The sequence below is a fragment of the Mycobacterium terramassiliense genome, assembly GCF_900157385.1.
Classification (GTDB): Bacteria; Actinomycetota; Actinomycetes; order Mycobacteriales; family Mycobacteriaceae; genus Mycobacterium; species Mycobacterium terramassiliense.
Window position 1 is genome coordinate 175,164 of sequence record NZ_LT717699.1, and the last position, 16,382, is coordinate 191,545.

The window sequence follows — 16,382 nt, forward strand, 5'->3', positions numbered from 1 at the left end:
ACGGATTTCCGCGGCTTTCGAACGGCGCACACTGGGCAGCGTGCGCCCCGGGCGGCCGACACGGCCGCAGCAACGGCAACATCTGGACATGATGCGCTCTTAATGTAGCCGCGACGCCGCCCGGGTGCGCGCTAAGTCGGCGAAACGTCTTCGGGGGCAGGGGAATCAGATGCCGTATGTGATAGCCGCACCGGCGGTTGTGGCGTCGGCGGCGGCGGATCTGCGCAGTATCGGGTCGGCGTTGACCCAGGCGCATGCGACGGCGGTGGGGCCGACGACGGGGTTGTTGGCGGCCGGGGCCGATGAGGTGTCGGCGGCGGTGGCGGCGCTGTTCGGCGGTCACGCGCAGGCCTTTCAGGAGGTCGGCGCGCGGGCGGCGGCGTTCCACGCCGAATTTGTGCAGGCCATGCAGGCCGCGGCGGGGTCGTATGCGGCCTCCGAGGCGGCCAACGCTTCGCCGCTGGCGGCCGCGGAGCAAAACGCCATGGGCGCGGTCAACGCGCCGGCCCAAGCCCTGTTCGGGCGCCCGCTGATCGGCAACGGCACGCCGGGTGGGCCGGGGCAGGCGGGCGCCCGAACAGGGCCGTCGCCGCCGTCGCCGCCGTTACCGCCGGTGGCGGTGGTGTTCGGGCCGCTGGTGACCGCGGGCAGCAGCGGCCAGGGCGGCGCCGGTGGCCCCGGCGGCCCCGGGGGCGGACTCGGTCACGCCGGCGCGGGCGGCCAGGCGTCCGGTGGTTCCACCAACGTCACCGGCACTCCGGGCAGCGACGGCAGCCCGGGCGACACCGGCGCGACGGGCCAACCCGGCTGATACCGCTCGACGACCCGGAAAGCAACGAATTCGCTCACCCGCGCCGCGGGCACGGATACGGCTGAGCCCTCGCGATGAACCCGGCGGGCGGCGCCACCGTCTTTAGGGCAGAACACCAGCAAACGAGGGGATGCCGCGATGGTGCGCTTGTTGTCACCGCTCAAGCTGTTCGCAGCGGCCGTTTTCGCCGCTGCGCTGATCTTCGGCCTGGCCGAGGCCCCGCGCTCGGCGGCCGCCGACGACCGCCTGCAATTCACCGGGACGACGCTCGCCGGCGCGCCGTTCAACGGCGCCGGCCTGCAGGGCAAGCCCGCGGTGCTGTGGTTCTGGACGCCGTGGTGCCCGTTCTGCAACGCCGAGGCGCCCGGGGTCAGCCAGGTGGCGGCCGCCAATCCGGGCGTCACCTTCGTCGGCGTCGCGGCGCACTCGGACGTCGGGGCCATGCAGAACTTCGTCTCCAAGTACAACCTGAACTTCACCAACCTCAACGACACCGACGGATCGATCTGGGCCCGCTACAACGTCCCGTGGCAGCCGGCCTACGTGTTCTATCGGGCGGACGGGAGCTCGACGTTCGTCAACAACCCCACCGCGGCCATGCCCCAGAGCGAGCTTGCCGGCCGCGTGGCCGCGCTGCGCTGATCCCGTGGATCGCGCTCTGGTCGGACTGGCCTTCGCCGCCGGATTGGTCGCGGCCCTGAACCCCTGCGGGTTCGCGATGCTGCCCGCGTACCTGCTCCTCGTGGTGCGCGGGCCGCAGCCCGCCGAGCGTGCACTCACGGCGGAAAAATCGCCGAAATCTCGCCGCCAGTGCACGCTCGGCGCGCGGTCCGCGACGAGCCCCATCCGCGCGCTCGGGCGCGCCCTGGCGGCCACCCTCGGGATGGCGCTGGGCTTCCTGACGGTCTTCGGGTTGTTCGGCGCGCTGACGATTTCGGCGGCCAACACCGTCCAGCGCTACCTGCCCTACGGGACCGCGGTGATCGGGATTGTGCTTGTCGCGCTTGGGGTTTGGCTGCTGGCGGGTCGCGACTTGACGGCGCTGACACCCCGCCCGCTCGGCCCGCGGTGGGCCCCGACCGTGCGGCTGGGCTCGATGTATTCCTATGGCGTCAGCTACGCCATCGCCTCGCTGTCGTGCACCATCGGGCCGTTCCTGGCGGTCACCGCCGCCGGCTTCAAGGCATCGGTGCTCACGGGCGTGTCGATCTTTCTCGCCTATGTCGCGGGACTGACCCTGGTGGTGGGGGTGCTGGCGATCGCCGCGGCCTCGGCCAGCTCGGCCCTGGCCGATCGGCTGCGCCGCGTCCTGCCGTTCGTCAACCGGATCAGCGGCGCCCTTTTGGTGCTGGTCGGGCTCTACGTCGGCTACTACGGCGTCTACGAGTTGCGCCTGTTCAACGGCAACGCGAGTCCCCGCGACGCGGTGATCACCTCGGCCGGGCGGCTGCAGGGCGCGCTGGCCGGCTGGGTGCACCAACACGGCGTCGTGCCCTGGGCGGTGGCCCTGTGCATTTTGGTGGCGGGCGCGCTCGCGGCCGCCTGGCATCGCCGGGTGCGGCGCCTACCTGATCCAGCCCCGGCGGCGGCCCCACAGGTCGCGAACCAGCACGACGACCGTCAGCGCGGCAAACACGATCAGGAACCAGTTCTCGATGTGGCCGACGTGGTTTCCGCGCAGCATGGCCAGCAGGAAGATCACGATGACCAGCCCGGTGGCGTGCCAGGTGCGGTAATTGATCCGGCTCCACCCCCACGCTGCCGACGGCACCTCGGCGACGTCGACGCCGTTGAAGTGCTCCACCTCGGTACTGGCCACGGCGAATCCCTTTCGTGATCGGCTGGTAGGGAGATTCTGGCACATCCGCCGCGGGGCCGAGCGGGCACAATGGGTGAGTGACCAACGCGACTGCCGAGCGCCGCCTGCGCGTGCTGGTGCTGGGCAGCACCGGCTCGATCGGCACCCAGGCGCTCGAGGTCATCGCGGCCAACCCGGACCGTTTCGAGGTCGTCGGGCTGGCCGCCGGGGGCGCCAACCCCGAGACCGTGGCACGGCAGCGCGCCGAGACCGGGGTCACCAACGTCGCCGTCGCCGACGAGCGCGCGGCGCAGCAGGTCGGCGACGTCCCCTTCAGCGGCCCGGAGGCCGTGACCCGGCTGGTCCAGGAGACCGAGGCCGACGTCGTCCTCAACGCGCTGGTCGGGGCCCTGGGCCTGCGACCGACGCTGGCCGCCCTGGACTCCGGGGCCCGGTTGGCCCTGGCCAACAAGGAATCGCTGATCGCCGGCGGTCCGCTGGTGCTGCGGGCGGCGCGGCCGGGCCAGATCGTGCCCGTCGACTCCGAGCACTCCGCGCTGGCCCAGTGCCTGCGCGGCGGCAGCCCGAACGAGGTCGCCAAGCTGGTGCTGACGGCCTCCGGCGGCCCGTTCCGCGGCTGGTCGGCCGCGGACCTCGAGGCCGTCACCCCCGAGCAGGCCGGCGCCCACCCCACCTGGTCGATGGGCCCGATGAACACGCTGAACTCGGCGTCGCTGGTCAACAAGGGGCTCGAGCTCATCGAAACGCACCTGTTGTTCGGCATCGACTACGACCGCATCGAGGTCGTCGTGCACCCCCAGTCGATTGTTCATTCGATGGTCACCTTCACCGACGGCTCGACCATCGCGCAGGCCAGCCCCCCGGACATGAAGCTGCCCATCTCGTTGGCCCTCGGCTGGCCCCACCGGGTGCCCGGGGCGGCGGCCTCCTGCGACTTCACCACCGCCTCTAGCTGGGAATTCGAGCCGCTGGACAGCGAGGTCTTCCCCGCCGTCGAGCTGGCCCGCCACGCCGGGGTGACCGGCGGCTGCATGACCGCGGTGTACAACGCGGCCAACGAAGAGGCGGCCGAGGCGTTCCTGCGAGGCCGCATCGGGTTCCCCGCCATCGTGCAAACCATCGCCGACGTGCTGCACGCCGCCGACCAATGGGCGGTTTCACCGGCTAACGTGGATGAGGTACTCGACGCGCAGCGCTGGGCGAGGGAAAAAGCTAAGCGCCGGATTGAGCGAGTCGGAGACGCGAGCGCCCACAAGATCTCCGGAATGGTGTGAGAAAGGTCCTGGCAGCCTGATGATGTTCGCTATCGGCATTGCGCTGTTCGCCCTCGCCATCCTGATCTCGGTGGCCCTGCACGAATGCGGCCACATGTGGGTCGCCCGCGGCACCGGCATGAAGGTGCGTCGCTATTTCGTCGGTTTCGGACCCACGCTGTGGTCGACGCGGCGCGGCGAAATCGAGTACGGGATCAAGGCCGTCCCGCTCGGCGGCTTCTGCGACATCGCCGGCATGACGCCGGTCGAAGACCTGGAGCCCGACGAGACCGAGCGCGCGATGTACAAGCAGGCGACCTGGAAGCGGGTCGCCACGCTGTTCGCGGGCCCGGGGATGAACTTCGTCATCTGCCTGGTGCTGATCTACGGCATCGCCCTCGTCTGGGGGCTGCCCAACCTGCACCCGCCCACCAAGGCCATCGTCGGCGAAACCGCTTGCGTCGCACCGGAAGTGGCCCCCGGCAAGGTCGGGGACTGCACCGGGCCGGGTCCGGCGGCGCTGGCCGGAATTCGCGCAGGCGACGTCGTCGTCAAGGTGGGCGACACCCCGGTGTCCACCTTCGAGGACATGGCCGCCGCGGTGCGCAAATTGCACGGCACCGTCCCCGTCGTCGTCGAGCGCGGCGGCGCCACCATCACCACCTATGTCGACGTCACACCCACCCAGCGCTACATCTCCAAGGGACAGGCCGGCAAGCCCGAACCCGCCACCGTCGGTGCCATGGGCGTCGGCGCCATCAAGACCCCGCCGACGCACTACAACGTCCTGTCGGCGATACCGGCCACCGTCGCCTTCGCCGGCGACCTGACCGTCGAGGTGGGCAAGGCGCTGGTGACGATCCCGACGAAGGTCGGGGCGCTGGTGCACGCCATCGGCGGCGGGCAGCGCGACCCGCAGACGCCGATGAGCGTGGTCGGGGCCAGCATCATCGGCGGCGACACCGTCGACCACGGGCTGTGGGTGGCGTTCTGGTTCTTCCTGGCCCAGCTGAACCTCATCCTGGGCGCGATCAACCTGGTGCCGCTGCTGCCCTTCGACGGCGGCCACATCGCCATCGCGCTGTTCGAGAAGGTCCGCAACCTGATCCGGTCGGCCCGCGGCATGGTCGCGGCGGCGCCGGTGAACTACCTCAAGCTGATGCCGGCGACCTACGTGGTGCTGGTATTCGTGGTCGGCTACATGCTGCTGACCGTGACCGCGGATCTGGTCAACCCGATCAGGCTCTTCCAGTAAGTGAGAGAAGGCAGAAAGTGACCATTGGCCTGGGCATGCCGGACGCCCCGGCGCCCACGCTCGCCCCCCGGCGCACCACGCGGCAATTGATGGTCCGCGACGTCGGGGTCGGCAGCGACCATCCGATTTCCGTGCAGTCGATGTGCACCACCAAGACGCACGACATCAACTCCACGCTGCAACAGATCGCCGAGCTGACCGCCGCCGGCTGCGACATCGTCCGGGTGGCCTGCCCGCGCCAGGAGGACGCCGACGCCCTGGCCGCGATCGCCAAGAAGAGCCAGATCCCGGTGATCGCGGACATCCACTTCCAGCCGAAGTACATCTTCGCCGCGATCGACGCCGGCTGCGCCGCGGTGCGGGTAAACCCGGGCAACATCAAGGAATTCGACGGCCGCGTCGGCGAGGTCGCCAAGGCCGCCGCGGCGGCCGGCATCCCGATCCGCATCGGCGTCAACGCCGGCTCGCTGGACAAGCGGTTCATGGAGAAGTACGGCAAGGCCACGCCCGAGGCGCTCGTCGAGTCGGCGCTGTGGGAGGCCTCGCTGTTCGAGGAGCACGGCTTCGGCGACATCAAGATCAGCGTCAAGCACAACGATCCCGTCGTGATGGTCGCCGCCTACGAGCAACTCGCCGCCCGGTGCGACTACCCGCTGCACCTGGGCGTCACCGAGGCCGGTCCCGCGTTCCAGGGCACCATCAAGTCCGCGGTCGCCTTCGGTGCGTTGCTGTCGCGCGGCATCGGCGACACCATCCGGGTGTCGCTGTCGGCCCCGCCCGTCGAGGAAGTCAAGGTCGGCATCCAGATCCTCGAATCGCTCAACCTGCGGCCGCGCGGGCTGGAGATCGTGTCCTGCCCGTCGTGCGGTCGCGCGCAGGTCGACGTCTACACCCTGGCCAACGAGGTCACCGCCGGGCTGGACGGGCTCGACGTGCCGCTGCGGGTGGCCGTGATGGGCTGCGTCGTCAACGGCCCGGGGGAGGCCCGCGAGGCCGACCTGGGCGTCGCGTCGGGAAATGGCAAGGGACAGATCTTTGTTCGGGGCGAGGTGATCAAGACCGTGCCGGAAGCCCAGATCGTCGAGACGCTCATCGAGGAGGCCATGCGGCTGGCGGCCGAGATGGAAACCGATCACGATCCTCACACAGAAGCGAGCGGTTCGCCGATTGTGACCGTAAGCTGATAGGGGCTTGTGCCCCTGCACTGATCGTCTTTTCGCACCACAGAGAGTTCCGTAGATGTCGGCTCCGCCCATCATGCGCCTTGTCGGCGAGCGACGGGTGTCCGTGGTGCGTGACGCGGCCGCCGTCTGGCGGGTGCTCGAAGACGACCCGGTCGGTTCGTGCATGGTCGCGGCCCGGGTGGCCGACCACGGCATCGACCCGAATTCGATCGGCGGGGAACTGTGGACCCGCCGCGGCCCGGACGAGTCGCTGTGCTTCGCCGGTGCCAACCTGATCCCGCTGCGCGGAGCGCCGGTCGACCTGAACGCCTTCGCCGACGAGGCGATGAGCGGCGCGCGGCGCTGTTCCTCGCTGGTCGGCCGGGCCCATCTGGTGATGCCGATGTGGGAGCGGCTCGAATCGGCCTGGGGCCCGGCGCGCGACGTGCGCGACGACCAGCCGCTGATGGCGCTGGCCCGCCATCCCAACTGCGAGATCGACGTCGGCGTGCGCCAGGTCCGGCCCGACGAGCTGGACGCCTACCTGGTGGCCGCCGTCGACATGTTCATCGGCGAAGTCGGCGTCGACCCGCGGCTCGGCGACGGCGGCCGCGGCTACCGCCGGCGGGTGGCCAGCCTGATCGCGGCGGGGCGGGCGTGGGCGCGCTTCGAGCACGGCCAGGTCGTCTTCAAGGCCGAGGTGGGGTCGCAGTCGCCCGGGGTGGGTCAGATCCAGGGCGTCTGGGTGCACCCGGAGTGGCGCGGTCAGGGCATCGGCACCAGGGGCACCGCGACGGTGGCCGCCGTGATCGTCGCCACCGGGCGGGTCGCCAGCCTGTACGTGAACAACTTCAACACCGTCGCCCGCGCCGCGTACGCGCGGGTGGGCTTCGCCGAGGTCGGCACCTTCGCGACGGTCCTGCTGGACTAGGCCGCTGCCCGCGGGTGTGCGGCCGGCCGCACGCCCGCCGCCGACGCTGCTGCTGACCGCACACTCGGCATCGCCGGACGGCATAACGCTTCGGTCTCGGTGTGTCGAGGCCCCTGGCGAGACCTCAGTTCTTAACATCAGCACCGATGGTCACAAAAACAACAGCAGCCTCAGCTTTTTCCGCGTTGCTGCTCGTCGCGGCAATCGCCCTGTCCGGGTGCACCCCGAGGCCCGACGGGCCCGGCCCGGCCGCCGAGAAGTTCTTCCGCGCCCTCGGGGTCGGGGACACCGCGACGGCCGCCCAGCTCAGCGACAACCCCAACGAAGCCCGCGAAGCGCTGAACGCCGCCTGGGCCGGGCTGCAGGCCTCCCACCTGGACGCGCAGGTCCTCAGCGCCAAGTACGCCGAGGACACCGGCACGGTCAACTACCGCTTCACCTGGCACCTGCCCAAGAACCGGACCTGGAGCTATGACGGCCAGCTGCAGATGGCCCGCGACGAGGGGCGCTGGGAGGTCCGGTGGGCCACCACCGGGCTGCACCCCAAGCTGGGCGAGCATCAGACGTTCGCGCTGCGGGCCGATCAACCGCGGCGGGCCTCGGTGAACGAGCTCGGCGGCAGCGATGTGCTCGCGCCGGGCTACCTGTACCACTACACGCTGGACGCCACGCAGGCCGGGCCCGCCCTGATCGGGACGACGCACGCGGTGGTCGACGTGCTGCGGCCGTTCAACAACGCGCTCGCCGACCCGCAGCTGCTGGCCGAACAGGCGACCTCGGCGACGCAGCCGCTGGACCTGGGGGTCACGCTGCATCCCGACGACAACGACAAGGTTTTCCCCGCGATCGGCAGGCTCCCAGGCGTCGTGGTGACGCCGCAGGCCGAGATGCTGCCGACCGACCCGCATTTCGCGCCGGCCGTCATCGCCGAGGTGAAAAAGGCCGTGCTGGACCAGCTCGACGGCCAGGCCGGCTGGCGGGTGGTCAGCGTCAACCAGAACGGCGTCGACGTGGCCGTGCTGCACGAGGTCGAGGGCTCCCCGGCGCCGTCGGTGTCGATCACCCTGGACCGCGCGGTGCAGAACGCCGCGCAGCACGCGGTGGACACCCGGGGCGGCAAGGCGATGATCGTCGTGATCAAGCCGTCGACCGGGGAGATCCTGGCGATCGCGCAGAACAAGGGCGCAGACGCCGACGGCCTGCCGGCCACCAACGGCCTGTTCCCGCCGGGGTCGACCTTCAAGATGGTCACCGCCGGCGCCGCCGTCGACCGCGACATGGCCACGCCCAACACGATGCTGGGCTGCCCGGGCCGCATCGATATCGGGCACCGCACCATCCCCAACTACGGCGGCTTCGACCTGGGCGTGGTCCCGATGTCGCGCGCGTTCGCCAGTTCGTGCAACACGACGTTCGCCGAGCTGAGCAGCAGGATGCCGCCTCGCGGCCTCACCCAGGCGGCCAACCGCTACGGCATCGGGCTGGACTACACGGTCGACGGCATCACCACGGTGACGGGGTCGGTGCCGCCCACGGTGGACCTGGCCGAGCGCACCGAGGACGGCTTCGGGCAGGGCAAGGTACTGGCGAGCCCCTTCGGCGTGGCCCTGGTCGCCGCCACCGTCGACGCCGGCAAAACGCCGGTGCCGCAGCTGATCGCGGGCCGGCCGACGACGGTCGAGGGCGACGACACGCCGATTTCGGAGAAGATGGTCGACGCGCTGCGGCCGATGATGCGGCTGGTGGTCACCAACGGGACGGCCAAGGAGATCGCCGGCTGTTGCGGCGAGATCTACGGGAAGACCGGTGAGGCCGAGTTCCCGGGCGGATCGCACTCGTGGTTCGCCGGGTACCGCGGCGACCTGGCGTTCGCGGCGCTGATCGTCGGGGGCGGCAGCTCGGAATACGCGGTGCGGATGACCAAGGTGATGTTCGAGTCGCTGCCGCGGGACTATTTGGCCTAGAGCTCCGGCCCGTTGGCGGCGGTAAATTGCAAGCGTGGGCGAAACATCCGGCGGGGACATGGTGGCGCTGCGGGTCTCCGACGCCGACCGCAACGGCACGATGCGGCGGCTGCACAACGCCGTCGCGCTGGGGCTGATCGACATCGAAGAGTTCGAGCAGCGCTCCTCGCAGGTCTCCTACGCGCGCACCCGGGGCGAGCTGGACGGGCTGGTCGGCGACCTGCCCGGGCCGGGCGCGATCGTCACGTCCGCGGCCGACCGGGTCGAACTGCGCGGCTGGGCCGGCTCGCTGAAGCGCCACGGCGAATGGACCGTGCCCACCCGGCTGGCGCTGGTGCGCCGGCTGGGCTCGGTCGAACTCGACCTGACCAGGGCCCGATTCGCGGGGCCGGTGGTGGTCATCGAACTCGACATGAGGTTCGGCTCGGTGGAGGTCCGCCTGCCCGACGGCGCCAGCGCCTCGATCGACGACGTCGAGGTCTACGTGGGCAGCGCCAGCGACCGCCGCAAGGACGCCCGGGCCGAGGGGACGCCGCACGTCGTGCTGACGGGCCGGGTGGTGTGCGGGTCGGTGATCGTGCGGGGGCCGCGCCGCTCGTTTCTGCGCCGCGGCAAGCTCTGATGCGCCGAGCCTGAAAATCTGCAGCAGAAGTGCGAGTAGGACCCTGCGAATTTACCGGCTCGCCGACGGCACCGCCCCGCGAGCAGCATTAAGCTGGCCCCATGCCTGCCCGGACCGCGCTTTCCCCCGGAGTGATATCGCCGACTCTGCCGGTGCCCGGCCGCATCCCGCGCCCGGAATACGTCGGCAAGCCGACCGCCCGGGAGGGTAGCGAGCCGTGGGTGCAGACGCCCGAGGTCATCGAGAAGATGCGCGTCGCCGGCCGGATCGCGGCCGGCGCACTGGCCGAGGCGGGCAAGGCCGTCGCGCCCGGGGTGACGACCGACGAACTGGACCGGATCGCCCACGAGTACATGATCGACAACGGGGCCTACCCGTCGACGCTGGGCTACAAGGGATTCCCGAAGTCGTGCTGCACGTCGCTCAACGAGGTGATCTGCCACGGCATCCCCGACTCGACGGTGATCGAGGACGGGGACATCGTCAACATCGACGTCACCGCCTACATCGACGGGGTGCACGGCGACACCAACGCGACGTTTCTGGCCGGCGATGTCTCCGAGGAGCACCGGCTGCTCGTGGAGCGAACGCGGGAGGCCACGATGCGCGCGATCAACGCCGTCAAACCGGGCCGCGCACTGTCGGTCGTCGGGCGCGTCATCGAGTCATACGCAAACCGGTTCGGGTACAACGTGGTTCGTGACTTCACCGGCCACGGCATCGGCACCACCTTCCACAACGGACTGGTCGTGCTGCACTACGAACAGCCCTCCGTGGCCACGATCATCCAGCCGGGCATGACGTTCACCATCGAGCCGATGATCAACCTCGGCGGGCTGGACTACGAGATCTGGGACGACGGCTGGACGGTGGTCACCAGGGACCGCAAGTGGACGGCGCAGTTCGAACACACCCTGCTGGTCACCGATACCGGCGTCGAGATCCTCACCCTGCCGTGAGCTTCCCCGCCGGCACGACGTGAGCGGGGCCCTGCTGGTCGCGGGCACCAGCTCCGACGCCGGGAAATCGGTGGTGGTGGCGGGCCTGTGCCGGCTGCTCGCGCGCCGCGGCACGAAAGTGGCGCCGTTCAAGGCGCAGAACATGTCCAACAACTCCGTGGTCACCGTCGAGGGGGGCGAGATCGGCCGCGCCCAGGCGATCCAGGCACGGGCGGCGGGCCTGGAGCCCAGCGTGCGGTTCAACCCGATCCTGCTCAAACCGGGCAGTGACCGCACCTCGCAGCTGGTGATCCGGGGTCAGGTCGCCGAGTCGGTCTCCGCGGCCAACTACGTGGCCCATCGCGACCGGCTCGCCGGCATCGTCTTCGACGAATTGTCCTGCCTGCGTGACGAGTTCGACGCGGTGATCTGCGAGGGCGCCGGGTCGCCCGCCGAGATCAACCTGCGGGCCACGGATTTGGCGAACATGGGCCTGGCCCGGGCCGCGAGGCTGCCGGTGATCCTGGTCGGCGACATCGACCGCGGCGGCCTGCTGGCCCATCTGTTCGGGACGGTCGCGGTGCTCGAGCCCGACGACCAGGCGCTGATCGCCGGCTTCGTCGTCAACAAATTCCGCGGGGATGCGGCGCTGCTGGAACCGGGGCTGCAGCAGCTGCGCTGCATGACCGGCCGCCCGACGTACGGCGTGCTGCCCTACGCCGAGGAGCTCTGGCTGGACGCCGAGGACTCGCTGTCGGTCCTCGCGCACCGCGTCGTGGGCGCGCCGGCGCCGCCGCGCGGCGACGACTGGCTGCGGGTGGCCGCGATCCGGTTGCCCCGGATTTCCAACTCCACCGATGTCGAGGCGCTGGCCTGCGAGCCCGGCGTGCTGGTGCGCTGGGTCACCGACCCCGCCGAGCTGGCCGACACCGACCTGATCGTGCTGCCCGGAAGCAAGGCGACGGTGGCGGACCTGTCCTGGCTGCGCGATCGCGGCCTGGCCGGCGCGATCGTCGACCACGCCGGGGCCGGCAGGCCGGTGCTGGGCATCTGCGGCGGGTTCCAGATGCTGTGCCGGAGCATCGAGGACAGGGTGGAATCCGGCGCCGGGGAGGTCACCGGCCTGCGCCTGCTGGACGCCGACATCGCCTTCGAGCCGGCCAAGGTCTTGCGCCGCTGGCAGCCGCCCCTGACCGGCTACGAAATCCATCACGGGCGGCTTTCCCGGTGCGCCGAGGACGCGTGGTTCACCGTCGGCTCGCAGGCTCACGGCATCGCGCGCGGCGCGGTTTTCGGCACCCATTGGCACGGCCTGCTCGACAACGACGACTTCCGCCGGGCGTGGCTCACCCGGGTCGCCGATGCGGCGGGCCGCAGCGGCTTCGTCCTGGCCGACACGAACGTCGCCGCGCGGCGCGATGCCCAGCTGGACACGATCGCCGACCTGCTGGCCGCCCATCTCGATCTCGACGCCGTCCTGGACCTACTCGACGGGCCGCCGCCGCGACGGCCCCAGGTCGCGATCCGGCTGCGGCCGTGAGCGATAGGAAACCTCGCGCGAGCTGGCCCCTTGGTTGTAGCGTGCGTGAGTGCACTCGATGATGAACACGCTCGACGGATTTCCGGTCCCGGTGGCCGTGGCGGGTCCGGAAAAGGGCGTCGTCGTCGTCATCCTCGGCGACCAGGAGCGCGCGCCCGTCGCCTACGACGCGGTATGCGAGCGGCTGCACACCGCGTCGCTGCGGACCGTCGTCATCGGCCTCGACAAGCGGCTGACCGCCAAATCGGTGGTCGGGATCCTCGATGCGCTGGGGATTCGCTGGGCCGTGGTCTGCGGCGACCGCGCCGGCGGCGAGCTGGCCTGGGAGCTGGCGGCGACCCGGCTGGGCCGGTTCGTGGGCCTGATCGTGATCGACCGCGGGCATCCGCGGGTGCCCGACGCCAAGGGAGTGGTTCTCGACGAGCACTGCCCGCCAGTGGAAATCGGCACCACCGTGCTGGTCAGCTCCTCGGCCGCCCGGGCGGCGGCGGCCGCCAGCCAGCGCTACGTCTACGCCGAGTACCGCGTGGTGGAGCTGGGCCGGCGCACCGCGCAGGAGTCGACGGCGCAGTTGGCCGCCGAGATCGTCTTGCGCACCAGCACGTGGTAGCGCCTTCCGCGATGTTGTCGCTGGCCGCGCTGGAACAGCTGGTGCAACGCGGCGCGGTGGACACCGTCATCGTGGCGTTCGCCGACATGCAGGGCAGGCTGGTCGGCAAGCGCATGGCCGCCGGGCTTTTCGTCGAGGAAGTCGCCGCGCACGGGGTCGAGTGCTGCAATTATCTGCTGGCCGTCGACGTCGAGATGAACACCGTGCCCGGGTATGCGATGTCGAGCTGGGAGACCGGCTACGGCGACATGGTGATGACCCCGGACCTGTCCACCCTCCGGCTCACCCCGTGGCTGCACGCCACCGCCCTGGTGATCGCCGACCTCGGCTGGGCCGGCGGCGGCGAGGTCGCCGCGGCGCCCCGGGCGATCCTGCGCCGGCAGCTCGACCGGCTGGGCGCGCGCGGGCTGGTCGCCGACGTCGCCACCGAGCTGGAGTTCATCGTGTTCGACGAGTCATATCGTCAGGCCTGGGCCGGCGGCTATCGCGGGCTGACCCCGGCCAGTGACTACAACATCGACTACGCGATGCTGGCGTCGGCGCGGATGGAGCCGCTGCTGCGCGACATCCGGCTGGGAATGGAGGGGGCGGGCCTGCGGTTCGAAGCCGTCAAGGGCGAATGCAACAGGGGCCAGCAGGAAATCGGCTTCCGCTACGCCGAGGCGATGGTCACCTGCGACAACCACGCCATCTACAAGAACGGTGCCAAGGAGATCGCCGACCGGCACGGCAAGAGCCTGACGTTCATGGCGAAATACGATGAACGCGAAGGCAATAGCTGCCACATCCATCTGTCGCTGCGTGACAAGGATGGCGCGGCGGTGTTCGACGACGCCGCCGGCCCGCACGGCATGTCGGCGACATTCGGTAGCTTCCTCGCGGGACTGTTGGCCACCGTGCGCGAATTGACGTTGTTCTATGCGCCAAACATCAACTCCTACAAGCGCTTTGCCGACGGCAGCTTCGCGCCCACGGCGCTGGCCTGGGGGCTGGACAACCGCACCTGCGCCCTGCGGGTGGTCGGGCACGGCCGCAACATCCGCGTCGAATGCCGCGTTCCCGGCGGTGACGTCAACCCCTACCTCGCGGTGGCCGCCCTGATCGCCGGGGGGCTCCACGGCGTCGAACGGGGCCTCGAGCCCCCCGCACCCTACGTCGGGAATGCCTACGAGGCAACCGATCTCGAGCGGCTGCCCGCCACACTGGCCGACGCGGCGGCGGCGTTCGAAGCGTCGGCACTCGCGCGGGAGGCGTTCGGCGACGACGTCGTCGCGCATTACCTGAACAACGCCCGCGTGGAGCTGGCGGCCTTCAACGCGGCGGTCACCGACTGGGAGAGGATACGTGGGTTTGAACGCCTCTGAGTCGGACGGTGGCGACCCGCGTCGCCCGGCTAGGCCGGTGATCGGCCTGACGAGTTACTTGGAGCAGGTGAAGACGGGGATCTGGGACATCGCCGCGGGATATCTACCTTCCGACTACTTCGAGGGCGTCGTCATGGCCGGCGGCATCGCGACGCTGCTGCCGCCGCAGCCGGCGGACGCCGAGACCGCCGGTGTGCTCCTCGACCGCCTCGACGGGCTGGTGATCACCGGGGGCTACGACATCGACCCCGCCCGCTACGGCCAGGATCCGCATCCGGCCACCGACCGGCCCCGCACCGACCGCGACGACCTCGAGTTGACGCTGCTGCGGGGCGCGCTGGACCGCGGGCTTCCGGTGCTGGGCATCTGTCGCGGCGCCCAGATCCTCAACGTCGCATTCGGCGGCACGCTGCATCAGCACCTCCCGGATGTTCTGGGGCACAACGGCCATCGAGCGGGCAACGGAGTGTTCACGAGGTTGCCGGTGCGCACCGTGGCGGGCACGCGGCTCGCCGCGCTGCTCGGCGAATCCATCGACGCGCCGTGCTATCACCACCAGGCCATCGACACGGTGGGCGATCCCCTGGTGGTCAGCGCGATGGACGCCGACGGTGTGGTCGAGGCCGTGGAGCTGCCAGGCGAGCCGTTCGTCCTTGCGGTGCAGTGGCATCCGGAGAAGTCGCTGGACGACCTGCGGCTGTTCAAGGCGGTGGTGCAGGCCGCCCAATCGTATGCGCAAAGCCGATGACCGCAACGGAACTAGTCAACCCCGCGACCGAGGAGGCGCTGGCCTCGGTCGAGCTCCTCGACGCCGCCGCGGTCGACGACGCCGTGGCCCGCGCCGCCGTGGCCCAGCGGCGCTGGGCCCGACTGTCCCCGTGGGAACGCGCAGAGGGCCTGCGCGCCTTCGCCGCCGCCGTCGCCGCCCACACCGACGAACTGGCCGCGCTCGAGGTGGCCAATTCCGGACACCCGATCGCGTCGGCCGAATGGGAGGCCGGCCACGTCCGCGACGTGCTGACGTTCTACGCCGGCAGCCCGGAACGCCTGTCCGGCAGGCAGATTCCTGTCGCGGGCGGGCTCGACGTGACCTTCAACGAGCCGCTGGGCGTCGTCGGCGTGATCACCCCGTGGAACTTCCCGATGCCGATCGCGTCCTGGAGTATCGGCCCTGCCCTCGCCGCCGGCAACGCGGTCCTCGTCAAGCCCGCCGAATTGACGCCGCTGACCACGATCCGGCTCGGCGAGCTGGCGGTACAGGCCGGTCTCGACGCGGACCTGCTGCAGGTCCTGCCCGGCAAGGGTGCCGTGGTGGGGGAGCGGCTCGTCACCCATCCGGGGGTGCGCAAGGTCGTGTTCACCGGCTCCACCGAAGTCGGCAAGCGGGTGATGGCCGGAGCGGCGGCCCACGTCAAGCGGGTGACGCTGGAACTGGGCGGCAAGAGCGCGAACATCGTCTTCGCCGATTGCGACCTGGAGCGCGCGGCGGCGACCGCGCCCGCCGGGGTGTTCGACAATGCCGGGCAGGACTGCTGTGCGCGCAGCCGGATCCTGGTGCAGCGCAGCGTCTATGAGAGGTTCATGGAATTGCTGGAGCCCGCGGTTCGAGCCGTCGCCGTGGGCGACCCCGCCTCCCGGGACACCGAGATGGGCCCGCTGGTGTCGGCGGAGCACCGCGCCCGGGTGGCCTCCTACGTGCCCGACGACGCCCCCGTCGCGTTTCGCGGGACGGCGCCGCCGGGCCCCGGGTTCTGGTTCCCGCCAACGGTCCTCACGCCCGAGCGCACCGACCGCAGCGTCACCGAAGAGATCTTCGGCCCGGTCGTCACCGTGTTGCCGTTCGAGGACGAGCACGACGCCGTCGGGCTGGCCAACGACACCGCCTACGGCCTGTCGGGATCGATCTGGACCGACGAGCTGTCCCGCGCGCTGCGGGTGTCGCGGGCCATCGAGTCCGGCAACCTGTCGGTGAACTCGCACTCGTCGGTCCGCTACCACACGCCCTTCGGTGGTTTCAAGCAGTCCGGCCTGGGCCGCGAGCTCGGCCCCGACGCGCCGCTGCATTTCACCGAGACCAAGAACGTGTTCATCGCCGTCGCTGAGGAGGGCTAG

Annotated in this window: 15 protein-coding genes and 1 pseudogene; 15 read left to right on the forward strand and 1 reads right to left on the reverse strand. The window is 70.6% G+C overall.

The genetic code is table 11. From position 1 onward, the window contains the following. Positions 1-169 precede the first annotated feature (169 nt). From MTAB308_RS30235 to MTAB308_RS04990, 3 genes and pseudogenes are all read left to right on the forward strand, one after another. Positions 170-811, forward strand: a complete 642-nt coding sequence (locus MTAB308_RS30235; RefSeq protein ID WP_077098396.1) for a PE family protein — start codon at positions 170-172, stop codon at positions 809-811. 138 nt (positions 812-949) lie between these two features. Next, a complete protein-coding gene (gene dsbE, locus MTAB308_RS04985; RefSeq protein ID WP_077098399.1) occupies positions 950-1,453 on the forward strand; it encodes a disulfide bond-forming protein DsbE in 504 nt (167 codons plus the stop codon). A gap of 4 nt (positions 1,454-1,457) precedes the next feature. Next, a pseudogene (locus tag MTAB308_RS04990) lies at positions 1,458-2,375 on the forward strand (cytochrome c biogenesis CcdA family protein); the annotation flags it as partial. On the opposite strand, the gene MTAB308_RS29655 reads toward MTAB308_RS04990, so the two are convergent. After that, the gene (locus MTAB308_RS29655; RefSeq protein ID WP_077098917.1) at positions 2,376-2,630 is read right to left on the reverse strand and encodes a DUF2631 domain-containing protein; all 255 of its coding nucleotides are present in this window, start codon (positions 2,628-2,630) and stop codon (positions 2,376-2,378) included. A 77-nt stretch (positions 2,631-2,707) separates the two neighbouring features. Between MTAB308_RS29655 and dxr the strand changes: the two genes are divergently transcribed. The 12 genes from dxr to MTAB308_RS05055 all read left to right on the forward strand — a co-directional run bounded on the left by dxr (position 2,708) and on the right by MTAB308_RS05055 (position 16,382). After that, positions 2,708-3,904, forward strand: a complete 1,197-nt coding sequence (dxr, locus tag MTAB308_RS05000; protein ID WP_077098401.1) for a 1-deoxy-D-xylulose-5-phosphate reductoisomerase — start codon at positions 2,708-2,710, stop codon at positions 3,902-3,904. 19 nt (positions 3,905-3,923) lie between these two features. After that, positions 3,924-5,138 (forward strand): M50 family metallopeptidase, encoded by a 1,215-nt coding sequence (locus tag MTAB308_RS05005; protein WP_077098403.1) that lies wholly within the window; start codon positions 3,924-3,926, stop codon positions 5,136-5,138. Between the two features lie 17 nt (positions 5,139-5,155). Continuing rightward, positions 5,156-6,322 (forward strand): flavodoxin-dependent (E)-4-hydroxy-3-methylbut-2-enyl-diphosphate synthase, encoded by a 1,167-nt coding sequence (gene ispG / locus MTAB308_RS05010; RefSeq protein WP_077098405.1) that lies wholly within the window; start codon positions 5,156-5,158, stop codon positions 6,320-6,322. A gap of 55 nt (positions 6,323-6,377) precedes the next feature. Beyond that, a complete protein-coding gene (locus MTAB308_RS05015; RefSeq protein WP_077098407.1) occupies positions 6,378-7,232 on the forward strand; it encodes a GNAT family N-acetyltransferase in 855 nt (284 codons plus the stop codon). A gap of 146 nt (positions 7,233-7,378) precedes the next feature. Further along, a complete protein-coding gene (locus MTAB308_RS05020; RefSeq protein WP_077098409.1) occupies positions 7,379-9,196 on the forward strand; it encodes a penicillin-binding transpeptidase domain-containing protein in 1,818 nt (605 codons plus the stop codon). 58 nt (positions 9,197-9,254) lie between these two features. Next, positions 9,255-9,818: a DUF1707 SHOCT-like domain-containing protein gene (locus MTAB308_RS05025; RefSeq protein ID WP_077098411.1), complete on the forward strand. Its 564-nt coding sequence runs from the start codon at positions 9,255-9,257 to the stop codon at positions 9,816-9,818. 101 nt (positions 9,819-9,919) lie between these two features. Next, positions 9,920-10,777, forward strand: coding sequence for a type I methionyl aminopeptidase (gene map / locus MTAB308_RS05030; protein WP_077098413.1), 858 nt, complete (start codon positions 9,920-9,922; stop codon positions 10,775-10,777). Between the two features lie 19 nt (positions 10,778-10,796). Then, a complete protein-coding gene (locus tag MTAB308_RS05035) occupies positions 10,797-12,296 on the forward strand; it encodes a cobyric acid synthase (RefSeq protein WP_077098415.1) in 1,500 nt (499 codons plus the stop codon). Positions 12,297-12,354: 58 nt separating this feature from the next. Further along, complete coding sequence (locus MTAB308_RS05040; protein WP_077098417.1) at positions 12,355-12,906, forward strand: alpha/beta hydrolase; 552 nt, start codon at positions 12,355-12,357, stop codon at positions 12,904-12,906. 11 nt (positions 12,907-12,917) lie between these two features. Beyond that, on the forward strand, positions 12,918-14,270 hold the full coding sequence (locus tag MTAB308_RS05045) for a glutamine synthetase family protein (RefSeq protein WP_077098419.1): 1,353 nt from the start codon (positions 12,918-12,920) through the stop codon (positions 14,268-14,270). Beyond that, complete coding sequence (locus tag MTAB308_RS05050) at positions 14,251-15,018, forward strand: gamma-glutamyl-gamma-aminobutyrate hydrolase family protein (protein ID WP_077098421.1); 768 nt, start codon at positions 14,251-14,253, stop codon at positions 15,016-15,018. The genes MTAB308_RS05045 and MTAB308_RS05050 overlap by 20 nt, the downstream gene beginning before the upstream one ends. Then, complete coding sequence (locus MTAB308_RS05055) at positions 15,015-16,382, forward strand: aldehyde dehydrogenase family protein (RefSeq protein WP_077098423.1); 1,368 nt, start codon at positions 15,015-15,017, stop codon at positions 16,380-16,382. The genes MTAB308_RS05050 and MTAB308_RS05055 overlap by 4 nt, the downstream gene beginning before the upstream one ends.